Here is a 25,768-nt window from a genome sequence, read left to right as displayed (position 1 = left end):
ACTCGGTCGCTTGAGGTGACTCAGTAAGTGGTCTTCAGGGTCAGGTAGATGGCGCCTCTGTCTTCCGTGGTGGCACCGCCACCTGAGAAGGAGGCGTAACCACCGGCATAACAGGTGTTGCGCTGGGCCCCATCGAGGGCATTGGGGGTGGCGCCGTCCACGGCACCGTCATTGCACTCGGCAGACTTGCCAAAGGAGTCCACGTATTTCAGATCGACGAAGTACTGGTTGTAGAGGGTGGCGCCTAGCCCCACCGCATAGCTGCCGGTGTCTTTCGCCCCGCCCGCCTGGACCGGGGAGATGCCCGCCAGCCCCCAGTTCACCGAGAGCGGCATGTTCATGTCGACCCCCGGCAGGACCTGATACCAGGTCGGGGTGAAGTTGACCGCCAGCCCCCAGTTGTCCCGGGTGGGCTTGTCGATGCCCTGATAGCTATCTTCTCCCTTGTAGAGCGCCTTGTTGTGGTCATCCAGGCTCAGCAGGTTGCTGTAGTAGAGCTCCCCGAGCAGGGCGGCGCCGTCGAACAACGCAGTGTCCGCGAAGGTCATCAGACCGTTGAGGGTCCAGTGCAGGGTATCGCCGGTGGCGCTGTAGCCATCGGAGTCATCGGTGATCACCCCGGTGTCCGGATGACGGGGACCGAGCACGGGCGCCGGGATCCCGAAGCCGTTGGCCAGTCCCCCGGGACCAGTAGCACTGAGCAGGGCCGGGATGCTGGAGAGGGGCATGTGCTGGCGATAGTTGAGGTCGCTGCCGACGCTCACCCCGGCCACATCCTTGGAGAGGCTGAGGCCAAAGATGTCGATGTCGTCGCCATAGGCCAGGGCGTAGCTGGTGTTGGCGATGGACTGGCGCAGGTTGGGCACGGCCCCGGCCGGCAGGGGCGCCGCCCCGCGAATGGTCATGCCACGGGCATCGAGCACCGCCTGGGGCAGGATGTCGGCGGTACGGCGGTAGAAGGCCCCCAGGGTCGCATCCAGCGCCTCGGGGGACCACTTGGCCATGATGCCCCAGTCGCCGTGCTTGCCCGGCTCCAGGTCATCCCCCCGGCGAATGTTGCTGAGGGTGCCGCTCGGTCCGGCCAGCCCCGGCCCGCCGGTGTGGCCCAGCAGGAAGGACTGGGCACCGAAGCCCACCAGATCGGAGCTGCCGTAATAGGTGCCGGCTTCCGGCAGGCGGGCGGCGTTCCAGTCCAGGAAGTACTGGGCGGCGAAGGTCCACTCCGGGTTCAGGGTGAAGGAGGCGGAGATCTGGTTGCGGGGCACGAACAGCTCTTTCGCTTCCGTCCCCGGGGATGCCGCAAGTTTGGCGAGATCCAGGCCGGACTGGCCATAGCTGAGGGCGTGCACCGGGCTCAGCAGGGTTTCCCCCCAGAAGATGTTGTGCTGGCCTATCTTGACCCCGAGCAGGGATTCGTCACCCACCTCCATGTTGTGGAACACGAAGGCATCGAGCAGCTCGCCGGAGGGGCCATGGTAGTAGCGATCCGCATAGTCGCTCAGATGACGGTTGCCCGCCACCGGGGGCAGCCCGACGATGCCGGAGCTGGCGCTGTTGCCGTTGATGAAGGGGTTCTCGTCAGCGCCGACGTCGCGGTAGGCATAGTCATACCAGCTGGCGGCGCTGATGCGAAAGCCGGTGTTGCCCTTGTTCACCACATCCAGCTCGGTCAGCAGATCGAAGCGGGTGGTGACGGTATCGCCGGCATCCTTGAAGTTGTAGTCCCCGTCGTTGTTGTTCGGGGTGGCAAGCATCCGTTCATCGGCACTCTCGGTGCGCATGCCGTAGTTGAACTTGCCGGTGTTGTCGAAGCGAACGGACCAGTCTTCACTCTGGGTGTCGACTTCGACCGCCTGAACGCTGGGCATGAGGACGGCCGCGATGGCCGTCGCCAGCAGGCTGAGGCGCAGGGCACCGCAACCATGACTCGTGTGCTTGTAATCCATTACAGTCTCTCCGAGTGTTGTCGTCGTTTTGTTATTTTTGTTGCCGTTTCCGTTGGCTTTTTTATGGCGCTGACCGGGGCGTTTCGCCGGATTTGGCAAGCTGGCCATTGGCCGGTTGCCTCCCCCCTGTTTCGCTTGTCCGAGTGCGCTCTGTGTTCTTAGTGCCGACTGTAAGGCCTAGCTCCAGGGGCGCGCTTGCCATTGAACGTCAGTCACTTTTCATTTGGTGACAGCGGCTGCATCCCGCGGCTGGCGCGGGATTCGCTCGTCGACAACCGACCCCATACAGCCCTTGTTCAGCTGAGAACCGTGATCCGGGCGACAGAAAAGCCGCGAAGGGAACAGGAGATGGAGACAAGCGGGAGGCGACGGGTCTGTGCAGGATAGCCAAGGGGCAAGAGACGTAGATGGCGAGAAACAATAGCGGGGAGTGCGCGAGCGCCCCTCCCCGTGGATGGCTAAGCGTCAGCGCGCTATGGCGCAGCCGGTGGCGGCTTGCAGCGCCTCGAACTCGATGCCGGGGGCCAGCTCCACCAGGCGAAGGCCCCCGGGGGTCACGTCCAGCACGGCGAGATCGCTGATGATGCGATCCACCACCCCGACCCCGGTCAGCGGCAGGGAGCACCACTCCAGTATCTTGTGCTCGCCCCCCTTGGCGCAGTGCTCCATCAGCACCACCACCCGCTTGACACCGGCCACCAGATCCATGGCCCCCCCCATGCCCTTGACCATCTTGCCCGGGATCATCCAGTTCGCGAGATCCCCGCGCTCGGAGACCTGCATGGCCCCGAGCAGGGCCAGGTTGATGTGGCCGCCGCGGATCATGGCAAAACTCTCGGCGCTGTCGAAGAAGCTGCTGCCGGGCAGTGTGGTGATGGTCTGCTTGCCGGCATTGATGAGATCCGGGTCCAGCTCGGCCTCGCTCGGGAAGGGGCCTATGCCGAGCAGGCCGTTCTCGCTCTGCAGCCACACCTCCATGCCGTCCGGGATGTAGTTGGCCACCAGGGTAGGCAGGCCGATCCCCAGATTGACGTAGAAGCCGTCTTGCAGCTCCTTTGCGGCGCGCTGCGCCATCTCTTCACGGGTCCAGGCCATGTGATAAGTCCTTTCTCACTGTGCACAGGTCGATGCACATTTCAAAATAAAGTGGATGGAGTGCCTGTCGCGGCACATCCCTGCAGGGCATGAGCGTTGCGCAATCAGCTTCTCACCGTGCGCACTTCGATGCGTTTCTCGGGGTCGGGGTTCAAGACCAGCCGCTGCACATAGATGCCAGGCAGGTGGATCTCGTCCGGGGCCAGCTCCCCCACCTCGACTATCTCCTCCACCTCGGCGACGCAGACCCGCCCCGCCTTGGCACAGAGCGGATTGAAGTTGCGCGCCGTCTTGTTGAACATCAGGTTGCCCGCCTTGTCGGCCTTGGCCCCCTTGATCAGCGCGATGTCGGCGGTCAAGGCGAGCTCCATCACATACCACTCGCCGTCGAACTGGCGGGTCTCCTTGCCCTCGGCGATGAGCGTCCCGTAACCGGTGCGGGTGAAGAAGGCGGGGATGCCGGCGCCGCCAGCCCTCAGCTTCTCGGCAAGCGTCCCCTGGGGGGTGAACTCAAGCTCAAGTTCCCCCGCGAGGTACTGGCGCTCGAACTCCTTGTTGCCCCCCACGTAGGAGGAGATCATCTTCTTTATCTGGCGGCTGTGGAGCAGCGGCCCCAGGCCGAAGTCATCCACCCCGCAGTTGTTGCTGATGATGGTGAAGCCGCCCTTGCCGCTCCCCTTCAGCGCCTCGATGAGCCGCTCGGGGATGCCGCACAGGCCGAAGCCCCCCGAGGCTATGGTGATGTCGTCCTGCACCAGGCCGCTCAGGGCGGCCTGGGCGCTGGGATAAACCTTGTTCATAACTACCTCTCTGCTCTCTGGCTAGTCCGTTGGCCACAGGGGCGCGTTCGTTTTATGGCTGTTTTTTTGATTCGGCATGCATGGGCTTCCTAAGGCTTGATGCCCCAATGCATCAGGGTCAGCACCAGGGCGACCAGGAAGGCGGTCTCCCCCACCATCAGCAGGATGGGTTTGATGCCGACCGCCGCCAGCTCCTTGAGCTGGGTCTTCATGCCGATGGCGGCGATGGCGATGACCAGGCACCAGCGTGACAGGCCGTTGACTCCCTCCTGCAACGGGACGGGCACCCAGCCTGTGCTGTTGATGCAGGCCAGCACCAGGAAGCCGACGGCAAACAGGGGCAGCAGGGGCGGACGCTTGCCAGAGGCGGGATCCGCCCCCTGCCTGCGGGTGATCATGGCGGCCACCAGGATCACCGGCAGCAGCATGGCGACCCGCATCAGCTTGACCACGGTCGCCACGTCACCGGTCTCGGTGGACATGCTGTAGCCGGCCCCCACCACCTGGGCCACGTCGTGAATGGTGGCGCCGAGGAAGACCCCCGCCTCCACCGGCGTCAGCTCGAAGAAGCGGGCGATCATGGGGTAGAGGATCATCGCCAGGGTGGAGAGCACCGAGACCCCGATCACGGTGAACAGGGTGGCGCGCTCCTTCTGGGGGTGATTGGGCAAGGAGGCGGCCAGGGCCAGGGCGGCGGAGGCGCCGCAGATGGCGGTCGCCCCCCCGGTCAGCATGCCGAACAGCCGCTGGAACCCCATCAGCCTGGCCGCCACCACAGAGAGGCTGATGGTGACCACCACCAGGGTGACCACCAGCAGCACCGGCATCCAGCCCAGCTCGGCGATCTGGCCCAGGGTGATGCGCATGCCGAGCAGGGCGACTCCAATCCGCAACACGCTGCGCGCGGTGAATTCGATGCCCGCCTTGCAGGTCCCCTCGGCGCTGAGGAAGTTCAGCCCCATGCCGAGCAGCAGGGCGAACAGCAGCACGGGGGCGCCGTAGTGTTCGGACAGGAAGGTGGCGGCGGCCGCCACCGTGATGCTGACCGCCATGCCGGGGGCCAGGGTTCGTACCCGCTGATAGCGATCCGTCATGGTCAGGGTGAGCATGGGCTGACCTCCCGGGATGGGATGAGGATGGCGAGCCCCTCGCCCTCCCGCTCGACCGGGTAGCGGCCGACCCTGAGCTGGGTCGAGTTCAGCAGCAGCCCCGTCGCCAGGTTGAAGCGCAGGCCGTGGGCCAGGCACTGGATCACCTCCCCCTCCAGCCGGCCGCCGCACAATGAGGCCCCCTGGTGGGGGCAGCTGTCGTCGATGGCGTGGAAGCGGCCATCGACGTTGAACAGCACCAGGCTCTTGCCCTGGGCCTCGATGAGGATACGGTTGCCCGGTTCAGGCACCCGCTCGGCTGGCACCAAGATCCGCGCAGCCGTCGCCCCGGCCGCCGCATCCAGCGCCTGGCGCAGGCTGGCCAGCAGCTTCGCCACCGGCTGGGCCCCGCTGAGAGTCAGGCCCTTCCCCATCACGAAGCTGGGCACCCCCTGCTGGGCCGCCCCGGGCAGATCGCAGTGGAAGGGAGTCCCGTCCCCCTGCAGGCTGTTCACCAGATCGGCGGACCCAAAGCCCGCCGCCTCGGCCAGCCCCAGCAAGGTAGCACCATCCCCCAGATCCCCGCCGTGCAGGAAGTGGCAGGCAAACAGCCATTCCAGCAACTCGTCCAGCTGCGCCGGCGATCCCAGCTGGCAGGCCCGTTGCCACAGGCGGTGGGCATCGGCCGTGTTCGGCATGCGGGGGATATTGCCAAAGTCCAGCTCTACGCCGACGCTGGCCGCCGCCTGCCGCACCTGGGCCTGACGCAGGCCCATGGCCTGTTCGCTGCCAAGGCGCCGCAGGTAGAAGTCGTGAAAATCCTCCCCCTGCACCGGCAGCGCGGGCAGCAGCTGCACCCCGCGCCAGCGTACATCGACCTGCACCTCGGGCCGCTCTGCCCGCAGTTGGGTCAGGGCCTGCGCCAGCTGGCGTTTGCCGATGAGGCACCAGGGGCAGATGAAATCGACATAGACCTCGATGCAGATCCTCATGCCCTCACCTCCGAGCCCTGGGGACCTGTGATGATCTGGCGGCCGGCGTCACCGTCGAGCCGGGCCACGTCCTTGTGGTAGTGGCGCTTGCCGTAGAAGAAGACGGCAGCCGCCGCGACGCTGATGAGGGGCACCAGCTGGAAGGCGTTGTCCAGGCCTATGTGGTCGGACACCTTGCCGGTGATGAAGGGGCCTGGGGCCAGCCCGAGCAGGTTGTTGGCAAGGGTCAGGGTGGCAAAGGCCGTGCCGTGCACGCTGGCGTGGGTGAGGTTGGCCACCATGGCACCGGCGGGACCCGAGGTGCCGGTGGCGATGAACATCCCCAGACCTATCAGCAGCAGCTGGGGCAGCCCGGCCGGCAGGGCAAACGCCAGGGAGAGCAGCAGACAGCTCCCGAGGCAATAGGCGATGGCGAGGCTTATCTTGCGATCCGGCCGGTTGCGGCACAGCCGATCGCTCAGCATGCCGCAGAGGATCATGCCGGCGCCGCTGCACAGCACTATGATGGCGGCCATGAGCCCCGCCTTGTCCGTGTCCAGCCCGTAGTAGCGGTTGAAATAGCTCGGCATCCAGACGATGACGGTGCCGCCGACGAACAGTTGCAGGCCGCTGCCCACATAGGCCGAGATCACCGAGCGGCTGGAATAGAGGCTGCGCAGGGGATTGCGGCCCGCCTCTGTGTTCCCTCGTGCCGCCCGGCTGGTCTGGGAGATCCGCGCCTCCTTGACGATGAGGGGATAGATGGCCGCCAGCACCAGGCCGAACAGGGCCATGCCGGCGAAGGCCCAGCGCCAGCCGAGGAAGTGAGCCAGCACGCCCCCGGTGGCCATGCCAAGCACAGAGCCGAACATGCCGCCGGAGATGAAGGCGCCGGAGAGGGTGGCCCGCATCTCCCGCGGGAACACGGAGACCACCACTGCGATGCCGACGCTGCCGTAGGCGGCCTCCCCCACTCCCACCAGGAAGCGGGCGATGAACATCTGCTCATAGTCCTGGGCCAGGGCGCAGCCCAGGGTCGCCAGGCTCCAGAGCGCGGCCATCATGGCCAGGCTCTTGACACGGCCGAAACGATCGGCGAGCAGGGAGAGCGGAAAGGTCAAGAGCCCGACCATGAGCGCCACTATGCCGCTGAGCAGGCCCAGCTGGGTGTCCGAGAGCGCCCACTCCCCCTTGAGCATGGGGAAGACGGCATTGAGCACCTGACGCGACATGTAATCGGAGATGAGCAGACCGAAGGTCAGCGCAAACACTATCCAGGCATAACGACGGGGCACGGCAACCTTGCCGGCCTCTGGGTCGTCATCGATATGATACGTAGCCATACAATCCCTCGCGCTACTGCAAATTGGGTTGGGTTTTTCGGTCAACGGACCGGCGGCAGAGGCCCCCGGCCAGACAATATTGATTCATCACTCAGTTACCCTGCGTGCTGCATAGTGCAAGGCGCAAGGCCGTTTGGCAAACAGTGTTGGGGGGTCGCCGCCCCGCTATTTTTGCGGCGACCCATCTGGCTCAGGACCGTTGTGGCACCCCTTTCTGACCCGGGGTCCGGTTCGGCGCCATGCCGTTGGCCAGCAGCGTCTCCTCCACGCTGTCGTACTGCACGCCGATGCGGTAGATGGCGCGCGCCTCCTTGCCGTTGGCTACCTCGCGACCCAGCTCGTGAGCGACCCGCACGCACTGGCGGATCTGCTCCACCGAGCTCATGCGCTGGCCGTGCTGGCCTATGATGGTGTCCTCTATGCCGCAGCGAGGGTGCAGCCCCATGGCCATGGCCATCATGTTGAAGGGCAGCACGTTTTTCAGCAGCGACTCGGCGGTGACGCAGGCCCCGTCCGGCGCACGGTGGACGAAGTTCATGAAGTTGAACGGGTTGGGGCCGTCAAAGCCGCCGCCGATGCCGATCCAGGTGAGGTTGAGCGGGCCCATGTAGACACCCCGGCGCACCAGCCGCTCCAGGGTCTCGAGGGCGTGCATGCCGGTCAGCTGGAAGTGGGGCTGGATGCCATTCGCCATCAGCCGCTTGAGGTGCTCCGCCACCCAGGCCGGGCCGGCCGGTACCGTCATCTCGCTGTAGGCCGCCTGGTAGGCGGGGTTCGCCAGCGAGGTGCCCGCCAGGTACTCGGGGTAGAGCAGCTCCATGATGTTCATCTGGGTGGTGTTGATGGCGACCGTGACCTGATCCGGCTTCGGGGTCAGCTCGGCCAGCATGTGGCGGGTGTCATCGGAGAGCCACTTGGCCGCCTCCCCCTCCCCTTCCGGCGCGAAGGAGATGGAGCCGCCGACCTGGATGATCATGTCGGGCACCGCCTTGCGCACCCCGGCGATCAGCTCGTTGAACTTGGACAGCCGCTTGGAGCCGGTGCCGTCCAGCTCGCGCACGTGCAGGTGCAGCACTGTGGCGCCGGCATCAAAGCACTCCACCGCCTTCTGGACTTGCTCCTCCATGGTCACCGGAATGTCTTCCGGGAAGTCGCCGGGGGCCCACTCTGGGCCGTAGGGGGCCACTGTGATGACCACCTTTTCCATGTTTTCCGGGTGCAGGGAATCGTCAAAAAATTGCATCTGTTCATTCCTTAAATTGGCTGGCCTTCCATGAAGAGCCGGGCGTGGTGATATCTCCCGGGCGCGGGGCCCGGGGTTTGATCAGAAGGGGGTATCTCCCATGATCCCGGCCCGCTCCATCTTGCGATGGCTGGGGGGGTAGTCCATGGCGGCATAGTGCTGGGTGCTGCGGTTGTCCCAGATGGCGATGCTGCCCGGCTGCCAGCGCCAGCGCACCTGATACTCGGGGATATAGGCCTGGCTGATGAGGTAGCGCAGCAGATCGCTGCCCCCCATGCTGTAGTCCTGGCCGACACGCACGTGGGCCGGGGTGTGGAAATTGGTGAGATGGGTGGCGAAGGCGTTGACGAAGAGGATCTTCTCGTCGGTCTCCGGGTGGGTGCGCACCACGGGGTGCTCCGCATCCGGGAACTGGGCCTTGAGGGCGAGTCGCTTCTCGATGGGCATGGCCGCCCCGAAGCTCGCCTCTATGCTGTGACGGGCACGCAGGCCGTCGATTTTCTCTTTGACCTCTTCCGGCAGCTGCTCGTAGGCCACCACCATGTTGGCCCAGAGGGTGTCGCCCCCCACGGGCGGACACTCCACGCAGCGCAGCACGCACCCCATGGGCGGTTGGGTGCGCCAGGTGGCGTCGGTGTGCCAGGCATTCTCGTAGCGATCGTTGGGTACCTCCGGGGACTTGTAGATGCGCACCAGACCGGGATTCTCCGGGTCGCTGCCCGCCACCGGGTGATCCTCCAGCTCGCCGAAGCGGCGGGCGAAGGCCACGTGATCGGCGCGGCTGATATCCTGCTTGCGCAAAAACAGCACCCTGTGCCTGAGCAAGAGGGTACGGATCTCGGCGAACAGCCCCTCATCGTGAACGGCGTCCGCCAGGTTGACGCCGCTCAGTTCGGCGCCTATGTGGCAGGTCAGTTGTTCTACACGCATGTCTCTCTCCCTGAATGACAAGTCAGTGCTGCAGGCGCCGCCCTCCAGTGCGGGCTGGCCTGGGATCCTTGGCCTAGATGATGAACACGGAGGAGCCCGTGGTCTGGCGCGACTCGAGATCGCGGTGAGCCTGCGCTGCGTCCTGCAGCGCGTAACGCTGGTTGATCTCTATCTTGATCCGACCGCTGGCCACGTGATCGAACAGCTCGCCGGCCAGGGCCTCCTTCTCGGCGGGATCGGCGATGTAGTCGGCGAGCGCCGGACGGGTCAGGTAGAGGGAGCCCTTCATGGCCAGCAGCTGCGGATTGAAGCCCTCGATGGGACCGGAGGCGGTGCCGACGCAGACCATGAGGCCACGGCGTTTGAGGGAATCGAGCGAGCCCATGAAGGTACTCTTGCCGACGCTGTCAAACACCACGTCGACCCCGGCGCCGCCGGTCAGGGCGCGCACCCGGGTGGCCACATCTTCGCGGCTGTAGTCGATGGTGAAGTCGCAGCCGTGGGCGCGGGCCAGCTCGGCCTTGGCGTCGCTCGAGACGGTGCCTATCACCGTCAGCCCGAGCAGCTTGGCCCACTGGGCGACGATGAGGCCGACGCCCCCCGCCGCCGCGTGCAGCAAGATGCTGTCACCGGGCTTGAAGTCATGGATGCGGCGCATCAGGTAGGCAGACGTCAGGCCCCGCATTGTCATGGCGGCGGCGGTCTCGCATCTGATGCTGTCCGGCAGCCGGATGAGGGGGGCGGCCGGGATCAGGCGCTCGGTAGAATAAGCGCCTAGGGTGTTGATAAAGCCGGTGTAGGTGACGCGATCGCCCACCGCCACATTGCTGACCCCCTCGCCCACCGCCTCCACCACCCCGGCTGCCTCGACACCGAGGCCATTGGGCATGGGGATGGGGTAGGTGCCATTGCGAAAATAGGTGTCGGCATAGTTCAGGCCGACCGCGGCATGGCGCAGGCGCACCTGGCCGGGACCGGGCTCGCCCACCGCCACCTCTTCGTAGCGCAGCACGTCCGGGCCCCCGGTTTCATAAAAGCGTATGGCGTTGGCCATCTCTGTTCTCCAATCCGTTCGTGAATGAAATGCATCGTCCGGATTGAATCTAGGGGGTTGGGTGAATGGCCGCTTTTCATCGGGCGACAGCCACTTTTCATCTCATGACACCCCCCTTCGAATTCGTTGCCCGCCCTCGGGGAAGACGACAGAATCGGCCCTGTTCCCCCATGACGGCGAGGCGACATGGCCGGGCAGGTGTTGGAGCCTGAAGGTATTTAATTGAATTACAGGGATTTTTCCAGGAAGCAGCCGCCTGTGCCCGCTCAGTGACGGGCCTTGGACCTAAGCATAATTGACGTTAACGTCAACGTAGTGTGAGATGGTTCTATTCACAGCAAAACATGAGCAGCATGAAAGGAGTCACTATGTCTAACTTGTCCCCCTCGGCCGGGGCGCGTTTTCGCACCGCGCTGGCCAATGAGAAACCCCTGCAGATCGTCGGCACCATCAACGCCTACATGGCGCTGATGGCCGAACGCAGCGGCTTCAAGGCCCTCTATCTGTCCGGTGCCGGGGTGGCCAACGCCTCCTATGGCCTGCCGGATCTCGGCATGACCTCCATGAACGACGTGCTCATCGATGCCGAGCGCATCACCGCCGCCACCCAGGTGCCACTGCTGGTGGACATCGACACCGGCTGGGGCGGCGCCTTCAACATAGCCCGCACCATTCGTGCCTTCGAGCGCGGCGGGGTCGCCGCCGTTCACATGGAGGATCAGGTCGCCCAGAAACGCTGCGGCCACAGGCCCAACAAGGCCGTGGTCTCCCTCTCCGAGATGGTGGACAGGATCAAGGCGGCGGTGGATGCCCGCCAGGACGAGAACTTCGTCATCATGGCCCGCACCGACGCCCTGGCGGTGGAAGGGCTGGGCTCGGCCCTGGAGCGCGCCGCGGCCTACGCCGCCGCCGGGGCCGACATGATCTTCGCCGAGGCGGTCACCGAACTTCACCAGTACGACAGCTTCAAGCAGGCGGCTGGGGTGCCCATCCTCGCCAACATGACCGAATTCGGCAAGACGGAGCTGTTTGACAAGGAGGCCCTCGCTGCCCACGGCGTCGACATGGTGCTCTACCCCCTGAGCGCCGCCCGCGCCGCCAACCAGGCCGCCCTCAACGTCTATCAGCAGCTTCGCCGCGACGGCCACCAGCGTGCCGTGGTCGACACCATGCAGACCCGAGAGTCCCTCTACGACTTCCTCGGCTACCACCACTACGAGCAGACCCTGGACAGGCTGTTCACCAAGGACCTGTCTACCAAGGAATAACATGCCGACCGGCCGCCTCATGCTGGCAGCCGGCGCTTCAACGGACTGAATGAGGAAACCTGTGATGAGCGCACTTGTGGAAACCACCCCCGGCTTCAAGCCGAAGAAATCCGTCGCCCTCTCCGGCACCGCCGCCGGCAACACCGCCCTCTGTACTGTGGGCCTTTCCGGCAACGATCTGCACTACCGTGGCTATGACATCCTGGATGTGGCCACCAGCTGCGAATTCGAGGAGATAGCCCACCTGCTGGTGCACGGCAAGCTGCCCAATGCCGCAGAATTAGCCGGCTACAAGGCCAAGCTCAAGTCCCTGCGCGGCCTGCCCGCCGGGGTCAAGGTGGCGCTGGAGCAATTGCCCCCAAGCGCCCATCCCATGGATGTGATGCGCACCGCCACCTCTGTGCTGGGGTGTCTGTCGCCTGAGAAGGAGGATCACAACCACCCGGGTGCTCGCGACATCGCCGACAAGCTGATGGCCTGCCTCGGCTCGGTGCTGCTCTACTGGTATCACTTCAGCCACAACGGCAAGCGCATTCATGTGGAGACCGACGACGACTCCATCGGCGGCCACTTCCTGCACCTGCTGCACGGTGAGAAGCCCCGCGACTCCTGGGTGCGCGCCATGCACACCTCCCTCATCCTCTACGCCGAGCACGAGTTCAACGCCTCCACCTTCACCGGTCGGGTGATCGCCGGCACCGGCTCCGACATGTTCTCTTGCATCACAGGTGCCATAGGTGCCCTGCGCGGGCCCAAGCACGGCGGCGCCAACGAGGTGGCCTTCGAGATCCAGAAGCGTTACGACAATCCCGATGAAGCCGAGGCCGACATCCGCGCCCGCATCGAGAAGAAGGAAGTGGTCATCGGCTTCGGCCACCCCGTCTACACCGTCTCGGATCCCCGCAACAAGGTGATAAAAGAGGTGGCTCGCGAGCTCAGCCTGGAGCAGCACAACACCAAGATGTTCGACATCGCCGAGCGCCTGGAGTCCACCATGTGGGAAGCCAAGAAGATGTTCCCGAACCTCGACTGGTTCAGCGCCGTCAGCTACCACATGATGGGCGTGCCCACCGCCATGTTCACCCCGCTGTTCGTGATCGCCCGCACCTCCGGCTGGTCGGCCCACGTCATCGAGCAGCGCATCGACGGCAAGATCATCCGCCCGAGCGCCAACTACGTGGGCCCGGAGGATCTGACCTTCGTGCCGCTCAAGGAGCGCAAGTGATGACCAACACTCAATATCGCAAGCCCCTGCCCGGTACGGCACTGGACTACTTCGACGCCCGGGAGGCGGTGAACGCCATCGCCCCCGGCGCCTGGGACAGACTCTCCTACACAGCCCGCGTCCACGCCGAGCAGAATCAGGAGCGCAAGTGATGACCAACGCACAATACCGCAAGCCCCTGCCCGGTACGGCACTGGACTACTTCGACGCCCGGGAGGCGGTGAACGCCATCGCCCCCGGCGCCTGGGACAGACTCTCCTACACAGCCCGCGTCCACGCTGAGAACCTGGTTCGCAAGTGCGATCCGGCCATCCTCGGCGAGTGCCTCGGCCAGATCGCCTTAAATAAGCGCGATCGCGACTTCCCCTGGTTCCCGGCCCGGGTGGTGTGCCACGACATCCTGGGCCAGACCGCCCTGGTGGACTTGGCCGGCCTGCGCGATGCCATCGCCGATCAGGGCGGCGACCCCGCCCAGGTGAACCCTGTGGTGCCGGTGCAGCTCATCGTCGATCACTCGCTGGCCGTGGAGTGCGGCGGCTTCGACCCGGATGCCTTTGCCAAGAACCGCGCCATCGAGGATCGCCGCAACGAGGATCGCTTCCACTTCATCAACTGGACCAAGCAGGCGTTCAAGAACATAGAGGTGATCCAGCCGGGCAACGGCATCATGCACCAGATCAACCTAGAGAAGATGTCCCCTGTCATTCACAGCGACAGGGGCATCGCCTACCCGGACACCTGTGTCGGCACCGACAGCCACACCCCCCACGTGGACGCCCTCGGGGTGATAGCAGTGGGGGTGGGCGGGCTGGAAGCGGAGAACGTGATGCTGGGGCGCGCCTCCTGGATGCGCCTGCCGGAGATCGTCGGCGTCGAGCTCAGTGGCAAGCCGCAACCCGGCATCACCGCCACGGATCTGGTGCTGTCGCTGACCGAGTTCCTGCGCAAGGAGAAGGTAGTCGGCGCCTACCTGGAGTTTCATGGGGAAGGCGCCGCCGCCCTCACCCTGGGCGATCGCGCCACCATCTCCAACATGGCACCTGAGTACGGCGCCACCGCGGCCATGTTCTTCATCGACAGCCAAACCATCGACTACCTGCGCCTCACCGGCCGTGATAGTGAGCAGGTCAAGCTGGTGGAGACCTATGCCAAGGAGGCGGGTCTCTGGGCCGACTGCCTGGCGAGCGCCGAGTACGAGCGCGTGCTGCACTTTGATTTATCGACCGTGGTGCGCACCCTGGCGGGCCCCTCCAACCCCCACCGCCGCCTGCCGGTGGCCGATCTCGCCGCGCGCGGCATAGCGGTGGATCTGGACAAGGCCCGCGCCCAGGAGGCCGACGGCCTGCTGCCGGATGGGGCCGTGATCATCGCCGCCATCACCAGCTGCACCAACACCAGCAACCCGCGCAACGTGATTGCGGCGGGTCTCCTGGCGCGCAACGCCAACCAGCTCGGCCTGACCCGCAAACCCTGGGTCAAATCGTCGCTGGCACCGGGCTCCAAGACGGTGGCCTTGTACCTGAAAGAGGCGGGACTGGACAGCGAGCTGGAGCGGCTCGGCTTTGGCGTGGTGGCCTTCGCCTGTACCACCTGCAACGGCATGTCAGGCGCACTGGATCCCGCCATCCAGCAGGAGATCATCGACCGCGATCTCTATGCCACCGCCGTGCTGTCGGGCAACCGCAACTTCGACGGTCGCATCCACCCCTACGCCAAGCAGGCCTTCCTCGCCTCGCCGCCGCTGGTGGTGGCCTACGCCATCGCGGGCACCATCCGCTTCGACATAGAGAAGGATGTGCTGGGAGTGGTGAACGGTAAGGAAATTCGCCTGAAAGACATCTGGCCATCGGATGACGAGATTGATGCCGTAGTCAGGGCCTCGGTGAAGCCGGAGCAGTTCCGTCAGGTCTATATCCCCATGTTCACCATAGAAGAAGACCATGGCCCCAAGGTGGCGCCTTTGTACGACTGGCGTCCCATGAGCACCTATATCCGTCGCCCGCCTTATTGGGATAAAGAGGGGGAAGGGGCGCTGGCGGGGGAACGAACCCTCAAGGGCATGAGGCCGCTGGCGGTACTGCCGGACAACATCACCACGGATCACCTCTCCCCCTCCAACGCCATCATGCGCAGCAGCGCGGCCGGTGAATACCTGGCGAAGATGGGGCTGCCGGAGGAGGACTTTAACTCCTACGCCACCCACCGTGGCGATCACCTGACCGCCCAGCGCGCCACCTTCGCCAACCCCCAGCTGGTGAACGAGATGGCGGTGGTGAACGGCGCAGTGAAGAAGGGCTCCCTCGCCCGGGTCGAGCCGGAGGGCCGGGTCATGCGGATGTGGGAAGCCATCGAAACCTACATGGCCCGCAAGCAGCCGCTGATCATAGTGGCGGGCGCCGACTACGGTCAGGGCTCGTCCCGTGACTGGGCGGCGAAAGGCGTGCGACTGGCAGGGGTGGAGGTGATAGCGGCGGAAGGCTTCGAGCGCATTCACCGCACCAACCTGATCGGCATGGGGGTGCTGCCGCTGGAGTTCAAACCGGGCACCAGCCGTTTGACCTTGGGGCTGGACGGCACCGAGACCTATGACGTCAAGGGTGCGCGCACCCCGCGCACCGATCTCGTGCTGGTCATTCACAGGCGCAACGGCGAGACGCTCGAGGTGCCGATGACCTGCCGCCTCGACACCGCCGAGGAGGTCTCGGTCTATGAGGCCGGCGGCGTGCTGCAGCGCTTCGCCCAGGACTTCCTGGAAGCGACCACCCACAAGGCCGCCAGCTGATATATGGTATTCCTCCCCTTCACCGGGAGAGGCATGATGTGCTCCCTCTCCCTTTGGGAGAGGGTTGGGGTGAGGGGATCTCCCCTCATCCCCCCTTAGGGCACCTTCTCCCCGAGGAAGAAGGATCCGTCACTCTTTTCAGGACAAGATTCATGGCCCCACTCTCTTCGACTCACACACCTCAAGTCAGGATCCCGGCCACCTATATGCGCGGCGGCACCAGCAAGGGCGTCTTCTTTCGCTTAGGTGATCTGCCAGAACGCTGCCAGCAACCGGGCCCGGCCCGCGACGCGCTCTTCATGCGCGTCATCGGCAGCCCTGATCCCTACTCTGCCCACATGGACGGCATGGGGGGCGCCACCTCCTCCACCTCCAAGTGCGTGATCCTCTCCAAGAGCCAGCAGCCCGATCACGACGTGGACTACCTCTACGGCCAGGTTGCCATCGACAAGCCCTTCGTCGACTGGAGCGGCAACTGCGGCAACCTCTCCACCGCCGCCGGCGCCTTCGCCATCCACGCCGGGCTGGTGGATCCCGCCCGCATTCCCCAAGACGGCACCTGCGTGGTGCGAGTCTGGCAGGCCAATATCGGCAAGACCATCATCGCCCAGGTGCCGGTGAGCAACGGTCAGGTGCAGGAGACCGGTGACTTCGAGCTGGACGGGGTCAGCTTCCCCGCCGCCGAAGTGGTGCTGGAGTTCCTCGACCCGTCCGACGATGGGGAGGACGGCGGCGCCCTCTTCCCCACCGGCAACCTGATCGACGATCTCGAGGTGCCAGGCATAGGAAACATCAAGGCCACCCTGATCAGCGCCGGCATCCCCACCGTCTTCGTCAACGCCGAGGAGATCGGCTATCAGGGCACCGAGCTGCGCGAAGCGATCAACACAGACCCCGAGGCGCTGGCGCGCTTCGAGGCCATCCGGGTTGCCGGTGCCCTTCGCATGGGCCTCATCAAGAGCCCCGCCGAGGCGGCCACCCGCCAGCACACCCCCAAGATTGCCTTTGTCGCGCCGGCCAGGGAGTACCGCACCTCCAGCGGCAAACAGGTGCAGGCGAACGAGATCGACCTGCTGGTACGGGCCCTCTCCATGGGCAAGCTGCACCACGCCATGATGGGCACCTGCGCGGTGGCCATAGGCACAGCGGCGGCCATTCCCGGCACCCTGGTGAATCTGGCGGCCGGTGGCGACGAGCGCGAGGCGGTGCGCTTCGGCCATCCGTCCGGCACCCTGCGGGTGGGCGCCGAGGCGCGGCAGGTGAATGGCGAGTGGACTGTCACCAAGGCGGTCATGTCCCGCTCCGCCCGCATCCTGATGGAAGGCTGGGTGCGGGTGCCGGGGGATGCCTTCTAGCCCGCAGCAAGCCTGCACACCACCGAAATGAAAAGGCCCGGGCAATTGCCCGGGCCTTCTTGTGGTGACCTTCGTATTGGGGCTGCTCTCCCCCTCCTCGCACGCAAGGCTACTCCCCTGCTTATCCACCCGTTATTGCGGGCGCGCCACGCACTCTACATGGCGCGGTATGCTCTTCTTCGCATCGCCACCGATCAGCCGCTTCACCTGACCATCCGGGCATTGGCCGTCGTCCACATAGGCAAGCTTCCCATAAGGGAGCTTGCCCGGCGCGGGATCCTGACTCAGATAGCTGATGGGGGTCGGCGCGAAATGGGTGCACCCCGACACCAGGCCCACCAGCAACCCCCCCCCTGACAACAGCGCGCTCTTCCATATGACAGCCATAGACCACTCCCCTGTGTGCGGCGGAATCTGCACCAAACTGTGCATCTCCTCATACCAACCCAGGCAGTGTAGTCACCCTTCATGGCTGCCCGATAGCCTCCCCGGGCGGCGCACCGACGGATCCAGACACAACAAAAAAAGCCCAAGTGACAGGGTCACTCGGGCTTTGTACTCCATTACGTCATAAAGGCAGACAAGCAGGATGCTACCTGTCACATCCTGTCAGGATCTGCGGCTGACACCGTTATGGCACCGAGGCGGACAGCCCATATACCCAGGCTGTCCGCACGCCGGCTGCCGCCAGACTCGCTATCCCTCCTCGCCATGCCCCCTGCGCTTGAGGGTGAGCGTTGGTCACCAGCACAAATTACTCTGCTGCCCGCCGGCACGACACAAAATGGTAGTAAGCGTCGGGAATCGAACTATGGCCGCCATACATAGTGCTGAACGCATAGTGATTGCTGCCACTGCTATAATCGCCCGTCCAGTGATAGGAGCTAGTCGGCCAACCGGCAGCTATCGACAAGTCACCGAACTCCGCAAAGAGTCCCTGGTACTCAGCCAGGGTTGGCAGGCGAAAACCTTGCCCCAGGTAAGTGCAATAGTTGTTTCCGTTAGGCCATGTCATCGTGACGTAGGTCTTTCCATTGTGTTTAATTGTGCCGTCATATGGGATCCCCGCGGCATCCACCTCGCTTTGCAGCGGCGGACAAGTCCATTCGGCACCAAAACTGTCGACCAATATGCCTATAACACAGCCAGTACCATAAGCTGGCAGGGGGTAATACACGGTTAGCTGCGTAGTGGCACTGACCCCTGAACTATCCTGCATCGTCGCAGCAATGGTGGTGGCACCACCAGCAATCCCCGTGGCCAGGCCGTCGCCATTGATGGTGGCAATGGCGCTGTTGCCGCTGCTCCAGGCGACGCTGGCACTCGCATCCACGACGCTCCCATCGGACAGAGTAGCCATGGCGGTGAACTGCTTGGTTTCCCCTATCAGGAACGAGCTATCAGCCGGCGTCACGACCAGGGAGACCGTTGTCGGAGGCAACTTCGTACAGGTCACGTTCTCGTAGTTGTTGGCATCGTGTGCCGTACCACCGCTGGTGCCATTCCCCAAATAGAAGCGATAGTGGGAGCCCGCATTAGTCCCCATGGTCGACGACCAGTAGGCTCTCTCGCCCGGCCAGCCCGCATGGTTTTCCAGGCTACCAAACTCGTCGTACAGTCCCTGCAACTCATTCTGGCTCGGCAGGTAATACCCATCCCCCAGGCCGGTGCAGTAGGCGTCTGCCTGCGGCCAATTCAACAGGGCATAGATAATGCCGTTCTCGCTATAGGTCATACCGTAAGCAATACCCTCGGCATCGGCCTTCGACTGGGTCAGCGGACAGGTCCAGGTCTTGCCTGCCCCATCGACCAGAGTATCCGTGGCACAACCGGCCCCCGTCACCGTCAGCTCGGCCGTGTCGCTAAGCGAGGAGCCATCCAGCGTCATCGCCGTGATGGTGCTGCTGCCCACCGCCACCCCGGTCGCCAGGCCGCTGTTGCTGCCGATGGTGGCAATGGCGAGATCCCCGCTGCTCCAGCTGACCGAGCTGGTCATATCCTGGCTGCTGCCATCGGACAGGGTCGCCGTGGCGCCAAACTGTTGGTTCTGCCCCACCGCGACAGTGGCGCTCTCAGGGGTCACGGCCAGCTCTGTCATGACGGCATTGGTCACATTCAGGGCCGCGCTGCCGGACTGACCGCTGGCGCTATCGGTGGCCGTAATATTGGCGCCACCCACGCTGACGCCGGTCGTCAGTCCGCCGATGACGGTGGCTACCCCGGTGGCGTCGCTGCCCCAGCTGGCGGTGTCTGTGATGTCCTGAGTGCTGTTGTCGGACAGCTGGGCGGTCGCGGTGAGCTGCATGCTGAGCCCAACCGGCACAGTGGCCGGATCCGGTGTAACAATCACCCCCATCACGGCGGCGTCGCCCACCGCCAGTGAGGCGCTGTCACTCAGAAACTGGCCATTGATGCTGCCCGCCGCGCTGATGTAGGCCGAGCCCTGCGCCACCCCGGTTGCCACCCCGGTGCTGCCATCGACGGTGGCGACGCCGCTGTCGTCGCTGCTCCAGCTGATATTGTCGTTGCCGGTCAGCTCCTGGCTGGAGCCATCCGACATCCAGGCGCGCACAGTGAACGGCTTGCTCAGGCCCGTCGACACCGTCTCGATGCCCGGGCTCACCTCCAGGCTGGTCACCTTGGCGCCGCTCACCGTCAGGGACGCGCTGTTGCTGACGGTGACGCCATTGACGACGGCGGTGGCACTGATGTCCGTCGTACCCGCCCCCGTCCCGGTGGCCGTGCTTCCATTGAGGATGGCAACAAGGGGATCGCTCACCCAGCTGGCGCTGCTGCTCATCGGCAAACTGGTGCCGTCCGACATCAGGGCCGTGGCTTCATAACGCTGGCTAGTGCCAATAGATACCGAGCCCCTGGCCGGGGTCACCTGCAAGGCGGTCACGGTCGCGTCGGTCACGGTCAGCTGCGCGTGACCGCTCAAGAGCTGGCCGTTGACCCTGGTGCTGGCGCTGAGGGTGGCGCTACCGGCCCGGGCCCCCGTGGCCAGGCCGGCGGCACTGATGGTAGCCATGCCGGGATCGCTGCTGCTCCAGCTGGCATCCAGCACAGGCTGGCTGCTGCCATCGGACAGCATGGCGGTTGCGCTGTACTGCTGGGGCAAACCTATCGGCGCCCTCAGGCTGGGGGGGGTCAGCTGCAGTGCTGTCACTGTGGCGTCGCTCACCTTCAGCTGCGCCGAGCCAGCGATGGGCTGACCATTGAAGGTGCCAGCGGCCGTGATGGTCGTGGTGCCGGCACTCACCCCCTTCCCCTGCCCCCAGAGATCCTGCTCATTGCTGACGGTGGCGATGGCGCTGTCACCACTGCTCCAGCTCACTATGTCCGTCACCACCTGACTGGTGCCATCAGAGAGCACAGCGGTGGCAACCAGGGGCAGTGCCAGGCCGACCGCCGTCGTGCTCGCTGCCGGGGTCACCTGCAAGGCGGTGACTGTGGCGTCGTTCACCGTGAGCTGCGCCGCGCTACTGACGCTCTTGCCCTGGAAGAGGCCGCTCGCACTCAGGCTGGCCACGCCCGACCCTATCCCGGTCGCCAACCCGTGCGCGACTGTGGCGGTACCCGCATCATCGCTGGCCCAGCTCACCTCAGGGGTCACATCCAGGGTGGTACCGTCGGAGAGCTGCAGGGTGGCGGTAAAGCGCTTGCTCAAGCCCGCCGCCACCAGGGTTGCAGGGGGTGCCACCTGCAGCCCTATGGCCTGGGCATTGCTGACCTCCAGCTGCGCCCTCGCCTCGACAGGAGTGCCATTGGCCCCCACTCCTGACGCCGTGATGGTGACCTTGCCCGGCGCCACTCCGGTCGCCAGCCCAGTGCTCGTGATGGTTGCGATGGCGCTGTCGCTGCTGCGCCACTGAAGATCGCCGAGCGCCGTCACATCCTGCACCTTGCCATCGCTCATCACCGCCTGCGCCACATATTGCAGCCCCAGCATCACAGGTATGCGTCCCTGGGGCGGGGTTACCTGCAGCGAGACCATGGACGTCGCGCCGCTCCCGGACTCCGGCTGTGATGACGAGTCCTCATCTCCCCCGCCACAGGCGGTCAGCAACAAGGCCGCCATGGACGCGCATATCCACATGAATAGTTGTTTCATCGTATGTCCTAATAAGCTGTTCAACTTGTATACCTTGCCCCCCTGCCCTGTCGTTTTTGCGGCTGGGCAAGCGCCCTATTGCGACCCTGCAGAGGCCAGCCAGAATCACCGGGATCAGGTCATCACAAGGGCACATGAAAACGAGAGAACCGGATTCACCGGGCTATCGAGCAGGGCGAGCTGTGGCTGCCAACGCGGGCATGGGGTCAGACAGAGACCATCAGAGGGCGCGCCATCGCCAGGATTCCTCTGGCCGGATCCGGGCAGCCACCGGTGTTATGGGTATTCCACATTCAAGACGGCCTGGGCGCTGAACACCCCGGGTTGTGGCAGGGCGCCTGTACCCACAGGGGCCGCATAGAAGAGCACTGTCCCCTCCCCATTGAGCAGAGGCACCGACAGTTTTCCGGTATTGGGCACTATCCAGTCACCGCTGTCGGCCACGTCACTCTGGGTCGAGAGAGCCACCCCCAGCCCCGCCTTGCCGGTCTCTATCAGCGCGGGGTTTTCCGCAGAGGCCGCCGCGTTGACACTCAGCGTCACTCCTGTGCCCATGTCCACACAGCTGATGGGCATAGAAACCGTCTGGATCAAACCAGGTTGAGAGGGGGGCGCCCCCAGTCTGATGCTGCTGGACGGGAAGGTGCCGAAGTCCACGATTTCGGCCGCATTGTTGTTGATGACGCAACCCGGCTGGATCAGGGTAGCGCGCACCTCAATAGTCACATCCGCCGCCCCGGCGAAGAAGACGGCGCCGCACAGGGCAAGGCCGATGCTCGCGGCTATCTTGCTGTTCATCACGTCCGCCTCATTGATAGGATAAAGTGACACCCACTAGGGCCGTCGCCGTACCGGCCGTCATCTCCCCGGTCCGGATATAGCGAAAGCCGAGGGGGAAGTTGAATGTGCCACCCTGGGGACCACTCTGCCCCAGCCAGACTTGATTGATGCCGTGGTTGCTGGCGTCATCGGGCCCCAGCGAATAGAACTTGCCGCTCCCTGGATTGACCACTTGAACCCCCAACCCACGGGCGGTACTGTCGCCAGTCAGCTCTACGATGCTGGTTCTGTTGCTCGGGTTGGTCTGATCCGAGAGTGTGAAGTGGATCTCGACATTGGGATCGCACTGCAAGCTGATCATGGTGGGGATAGTGCTGGTGGTACTGCCAACGGCGGAGAAATCACGGGAACTCAGCTCGCCGAAGTCGATGTAGGTATGCGCCGGAGAGGTCACGTCGCACCCCCGGGCGGCGACATTGACAGTAAAGGCCCGCTGCCCGACGCGATCCTGATATGTCCTCCCTTCCTCATCTCGGCAATCAACACCCAAAAACGCCTCCATTTGCGGAATCACATAACTGCCTGCTGGCAACTCACCGGGCATGGCATACAAGACATAACGAAATCTTGCATCAATGGCATCGGTGCCAGGTGCCCGCGTGGCGTTGGGAGTCGGATACCAGGTCGTGAACGTCCAGGCAAGGGGGACGGCATCACTGTCTGGGGCTGAGGTATCCCTGGTCGGGACTATGACCCCGAAATAGGGATTACCCGTTGACATGAGGGTATGTACTTTTCCATTAAATTCGACGGTATGAGCCGTGGCCGCGGTATAGCTGAAAAAACTCCCCTCTCTATCTTTGACCGTGGGATCACTTGGGTGGCAGACATTGGCGGCTGTCAATCCTGCATTCGCCACCAGATAAGCCTCGGAATTATTCTCTGGTGCCGTTATGGTTATTTGACCACTGGGTGGCCCCAGATATGTCTTGGCCGAGACGGTGGATACATGAAATACACTCGCCATCATGCTTCCCCATATTCCAGAAATCATGGCCAAACGTATCAACCCGGTGAATGCACTCTTGCCACCCATATAGGCCCACTGGTCACCTGAAAAATAATGACACACCCTCATTACTCACACCTTTCATTTAAATAACAGGAATATTTATCAAGCATTCAGGAGAAACACTGACGATGCGTCTATTTATTCTGATGACAGGCTATGGCTAACCGGGTGATGGGTGCCTGCTTCGCCGGTTCCGGCAGCAGGTAATCGGCCCCGCAGCGCTGATCCTGCCCGGCACCCCATCGGATATCCAGGGATCCTGTGGGAGCCAGACCAGCCAGGTACACCACCCCCTCCTCACTCACAATGCCCGATACGCCCTCCTGCTCGCTGACAACACGCGCGCCAAAGGGAACGGGGTTGCCATCGAAAGTCAGCGCAAACAGCGCTCTGATCCCTTTCCTGGTCTCAAGCGTTGCACGCACCAGAGCGCCATCGGTCGGCACCACCATGGCGACGGCTTCATCCACCTCCACGTCGTCCTGCAACGAATTCACATCCAGCGCGACGCGGTTCAGGCGATAGCTAGAGGCATAAGGGATGACGGCATAGCCATCGGTGTCGGTGACAGTGCCTATGGTGTTCTCAATCTCGACCCCCTCGGCACCCGGTGCCGCCACCAGAATATTGGTGTTGCCAAGTGGCTGGCTGAAGGTCACGCCGCCCGCATGCACCACAACACCGCCAGTTCCGCCATAGGTCACCTGCTGCTTGTCCTCGCTGTAGTTATATCCGAGCTCAATATCGCCTCTGGCGCCTTGATACTGGATCTGTGCATTGCCACTGGATCCCACGTCCTGGTTGGTATATCCCTGCTGAACGCTGTAATTCAGGTTCTTATTTTCCAAGGCGGTCCCGCTCAGCCCAATCCGGTTCGTCGTCCGTCCATCCGCATCGTAGCTGACACCATAATCAGCGTAGGCAGAGGCGTAATCATCCGAGGTTGCCAGCCATCGCCCGACGGGGAGGGAAATATTCAGCGAGATGACCTTGTCTTCTTCAGGTTCAAAGGCGCTCTGGTTATAGCTGTATGCGAGTGAGTAAGTGATGTCTTTCCACACACCGGAATAACCGAGTTGCAGATATCTGTCCTCTTCATCGGTTTCCCAATAATTTTGCACTCGCGCACTCAAATAGACCGACTCGGCATCCCCTATCTGCTGGGATATGCTGCCCTCCAACCTGCCGCGCTTGGCATAATTGAGGTCATAGCGGCTGACTGGCTCATCATCATGGCCAGAATCGTCCGACTCATTATTACCGTCATCCAGATCACCAGACATGGATTTATAGGTGCTATCGGCGAAGGTGTAATATCCCTGCGTAGAATAATGGGCCCCCAGTAGCTGCACATCAGTGCCAAGGTCCACCAGTGATTTGGCATAAAGCAGGCTGAAGGATTGTCCTTGTGTCTCGCTTTCATCCGGCAGTACCGTATTTGCATAGGATAACTCGGCCGAGATGGCACCGAAGTCCCCCATGTTTTTGCCAATCCCCACCGCAAAGGAGTAATAATCCGACGATAATTGTGTTCCGCCAAAGAGCGTCACCGTTTCCTGAACCCCCATGGCGAGGGAACCCTGAATAAACTCAGGCTCTTCCTGCATATCGCTGCCAGAACGATATTTCCCTAACGTCACGTCATATTTCACCCGACCTTCACGGAGCAAGGTTGGAATGGATGCAAAAGGCACAACATAATGGCTGATGCTGCCATCATTCTCCTTCACTTCCACATCAAGGTCGCCGTTGGCCGAGGTCGCAAACAGATCCTCAATCAGAAATGGACCCGGAGGAACATGGGTCTGGTAAATCACATAGCCATTCTGCTTGATGGTGACGCTGGCATTGCTCTTCGCAATGCCATGTACCGTGGGTGCATATCCCTGCAAGCTGCTGGGGTACATCTGTTCATCTGATGCCAGCTGCACGCCACGAAAACCCACGCTGTCAAATATGTCGGACAGGGTGCTGCTATCACCTATGACGAGTTCACTCTTCAATGGGATGATGGCCCGCGTAATATGATTGCTCACACTCTGCAATTCGCTCGATTCATCACCCTTGTTCCAGGTCGAGTAATTTCTAAACCGCCACGCCCCCATATTGATACCGGTGTTGAGTGCAACAAAGCTGTCATCACCTATATCTTCCTTGCCTACGCTGTTGCTGCCACTGAACATGTAGTTCAGCATCAGCGCGTTGATACCTTCATCCCACAGCTCTTCCGAGACTTCACCCAGCACGCGCCGACTCATGGCAGCCTGCGGAATACTCACATCGAGCCGCAAACGCTCAAAGTAGAAGACATAATCGGCACCGGGGATCAGCTCCCGAATATCGACAGGCCCGGCCATCTCCTCCCCCACGGCGGGCTGCCCCTCTGACAGCGCTTGCGCATCGACGCCGAAGGCAACCAGATCATCGACGGAGAGCACTGGCCGCAAACCATCGCCATCCTTTTTGGATGTGCTGACGGCGAACACCACATCTCTGGTATCCACAAACTGATCGTTCAGAAATATATCGACCCGGTAGGTTCCCGGTAGCTGTTCGTTTTGTTCAAATGCAGCCAGATCCGCCACCGAGGACGGATCACCTGACAAGAATGCAGGATTAAACTGGACATCGGCCTGAGCATCAGAGAGCAGGCCCCATCCCGCCAATAATACGGCCAGTGACTTCGAATACGACATGGCTTG

At 63.3% G+C, this 25,768-nt stretch carries 19 protein-coding genes; 5 read left to right on the top strand and 14 right to left on the bottom strand.

What is annotated here, in order from left to right:
• Positions 1 to 20: 20 nt before the first annotated feature.
• From ACFWHB_RS08755 to ACFWHB_RS08715, 9 genes are all read right to left on the bottom strand, one after another.
• Positions 21 to 1,946: a DUF1302 domain-containing protein gene (locus tag ACFWHB_RS08755; protein WP_395949972.1), complete on the bottom strand. Its 1,926-nt coding sequence runs from the start codon at positions 1,944 to 1,946 to the stop codon at positions 21 to 23.
• A 465-nt stretch (positions 1,947 to 2,411) separates the two neighbouring features.
• Positions 2,412 to 3,041, bottom strand: a complete 630-nt coding sequence (locus tag ACFWHB_RS08750; protein WP_395949971.1) for a CoA transferase subunit B — start codon at positions 3,039 to 3,041, stop codon at positions 2,412 to 2,414.
• Positions 3,042 to 3,145: 104 nt separating this feature from the next.
• Positions 3,146 to 3,841, bottom strand: a complete 696-nt coding sequence (locus ACFWHB_RS08745; RefSeq protein WP_395949970.1) for a CoA transferase subunit A — start codon at positions 3,839 to 3,841, stop codon at positions 3,146 to 3,148.
• A gap of 89 nt (positions 3,842 to 3,930) precedes the next feature.
• On the bottom strand, positions 3,931 to 4,950 hold the full coding sequence (locus ACFWHB_RS08740) for a YeiH family protein (RefSeq protein WP_106886510.1): 1,020 nt from the start codon (positions 4,948 to 4,950) through the stop codon (positions 3,931 to 3,933).
• Positions 4,938 to 5,921 (bottom strand): DsbA family protein, encoded by a 984-nt coding sequence (locus ACFWHB_RS08735; RefSeq protein WP_395949969.1) that lies wholly within the window; start codon positions 5,919 to 5,921, stop codon positions 4,938 to 4,940. The genes ACFWHB_RS08740 and ACFWHB_RS08735 overlap by 13 nt, the downstream gene beginning before the upstream one ends.
• On the bottom strand, positions 5,918 to 7,243 hold the full coding sequence (locus ACFWHB_RS08730) for an MFS transporter (RefSeq protein ID WP_395949968.1): 1,326 nt from the start codon (positions 7,241 to 7,243) through the stop codon (positions 5,918 to 5,920). The genes ACFWHB_RS08735 and ACFWHB_RS08730 overlap by 4 nt, the downstream gene beginning before the upstream one ends.
• Before the next feature lie 190 nt (positions 7,244 to 7,433).
• Positions 7,434 to 8,486: a 3-keto-5-aminohexanoate cleavage protein gene (locus tag ACFWHB_RS08725; RefSeq protein WP_106886508.1), complete on the bottom strand. Its 1,053-nt coding sequence runs from the start codon at positions 8,484 to 8,486 to the stop codon at positions 7,434 to 7,436.
• A gap of 81 nt (positions 8,487 to 8,567) precedes the next feature.
• On the bottom strand, positions 8,568 to 9,416 hold the full coding sequence (locus ACFWHB_RS08720) for a TauD/TfdA dioxygenase family protein (RefSeq protein ID WP_395949967.1): 849 nt from the start codon (positions 9,414 to 9,416) through the stop codon (positions 8,568 to 8,570).
• Positions 9,417 to 9,489: 73 nt separating this feature from the next.
• The gene (locus ACFWHB_RS08715; RefSeq protein ID WP_395949966.1) at positions 9,490 to 10,470 is read right to left on the bottom strand and encodes a quinone oxidoreductase family protein; all 981 of its coding nucleotides are present in this window, start codon (positions 10,468 to 10,470) and stop codon (positions 9,490 to 9,492) included.
• A 368-nt stretch (positions 10,471 to 10,838) separates the two neighbouring features.
• On the opposite strand from ACFWHB_RS08715, the gene prpB reads away from it, so the two are divergent.
• From prpB to prpF, 5 genes are all read left to right on the top strand, one after another.
• Positions 10,839 to 11,738, top strand: a complete 900-nt coding sequence (gene prpB / locus ACFWHB_RS08710; RefSeq protein ID WP_234676239.1) for a methylisocitrate lyase — start codon at positions 10,839 to 10,841, stop codon at positions 11,736 to 11,738.
• Between the two features lie 64 nt (positions 11,739 to 11,802).
• Positions 11,803 to 12,963 (top strand): bifunctional 2-methylcitrate synthase/citrate synthase, encoded by a 1,161-nt coding sequence (gene prpC, locus ACFWHB_RS08705; RefSeq protein WP_106886504.1) that lies wholly within the window; start codon positions 11,803 to 11,805, stop codon positions 12,961 to 12,963.
• On the top strand, positions 12,963 to 13,115 hold the full coding sequence (locus ACFWHB_RS08700; protein ID WP_162627285.1) for a hypothetical protein: 153 nt from the start codon (positions 12,963 to 12,965) through the stop codon (positions 13,113 to 13,115). Before prpC ends, ACFWHB_RS08700 begins: the two co-directional genes overlap by 1 nt.
• A complete protein-coding gene (acnD, locus tag ACFWHB_RS08695) occupies positions 13,115 to 15,745 on the top strand; it encodes a Fe/S-dependent 2-methylisocitrate dehydratase AcnD (protein WP_395949965.1) in 2,631 nt (876 codons plus the stop codon). Before ACFWHB_RS08700 ends, acnD begins: the two co-directional genes overlap by 1 nt.
• Before the next feature lie 152 nt (positions 15,746 to 15,897).
• Positions 15,898 to 17,100: a 2-methylaconitate cis-trans isomerase PrpF gene (prpF, locus tag ACFWHB_RS08690; protein ID WP_395949964.1), complete on the top strand. Its 1,203-nt coding sequence runs from the start codon at positions 15,898 to 15,900 to the stop codon at positions 17,098 to 17,100.
• Between the two features lie 132 nt (positions 17,101 to 17,232).
• Here prpF and ACFWHB_RS08685 read toward each other — a convergent pair whose 3' ends face one another.
• The 5 genes from ACFWHB_RS08685 to ACFWHB_RS08665 form a co-directional block, all read right to left on the bottom strand.
• Positions 17,233 to 17,487, bottom strand: a complete 255-nt coding sequence (locus ACFWHB_RS08685) for a DUF6719 family protein (RefSeq protein WP_395949963.1) — start codon at positions 17,485 to 17,487, stop codon at positions 17,233 to 17,235.
• A 367-nt stretch (positions 17,488 to 17,854) separates the two neighbouring features.
• The gene (locus ACFWHB_RS08680) at positions 17,855 to 21,214 is read right to left on the bottom strand and encodes an Ig-like domain-containing protein (RefSeq protein ID WP_395949962.1); all 3,360 of its coding nucleotides are present in this window, start codon (positions 21,212 to 21,214) and stop codon (positions 17,855 to 17,857) included.
• 276 nt (positions 21,215 to 21,490) lie between these two features.
• A complete protein-coding gene (locus ACFWHB_RS08675; protein ID WP_106886499.1) occupies positions 21,491 to 22,012 on the bottom strand; it encodes a fimbrial protein in 522 nt (173 codons plus the stop codon).
• A gap of 10 nt (positions 22,013 to 22,022) precedes the next feature.
• The gene (locus ACFWHB_RS08670; protein ID WP_395949961.1) at positions 22,023 to 23,132 is read right to left on the bottom strand and encodes a fimbrial protein; all 1,110 of its coding nucleotides are present in this window, start codon (positions 23,130 to 23,132) and stop codon (positions 22,023 to 22,025) included.
• Between the two features lie 68 nt (positions 23,133 to 23,200).
• A complete protein-coding gene (locus ACFWHB_RS08665; protein WP_395949960.1) occupies positions 23,201 to 25,762 on the bottom strand; it encodes a fimbrial biogenesis usher protein in 2,562 nt (853 codons plus the stop codon).
• Positions 25,763 to 25,768 lie beyond the last annotated feature (6 nt).

Source organism: Aeromonas mytilicola subsp. aquatica (genome assembly GCF_044336385.1).
In the GTDB taxonomy this organism is placed as follows: Bacteria; Pseudomonadota; Gammaproteobacteria; order Enterobacterales; family Aeromonadaceae; genus Aeromonas; species Aeromonas rivipollensis.
Note: the sequence above shows the minus strand (reverse complement) of the source record. Positions and strands in the feature narration are given on the sequence as shown.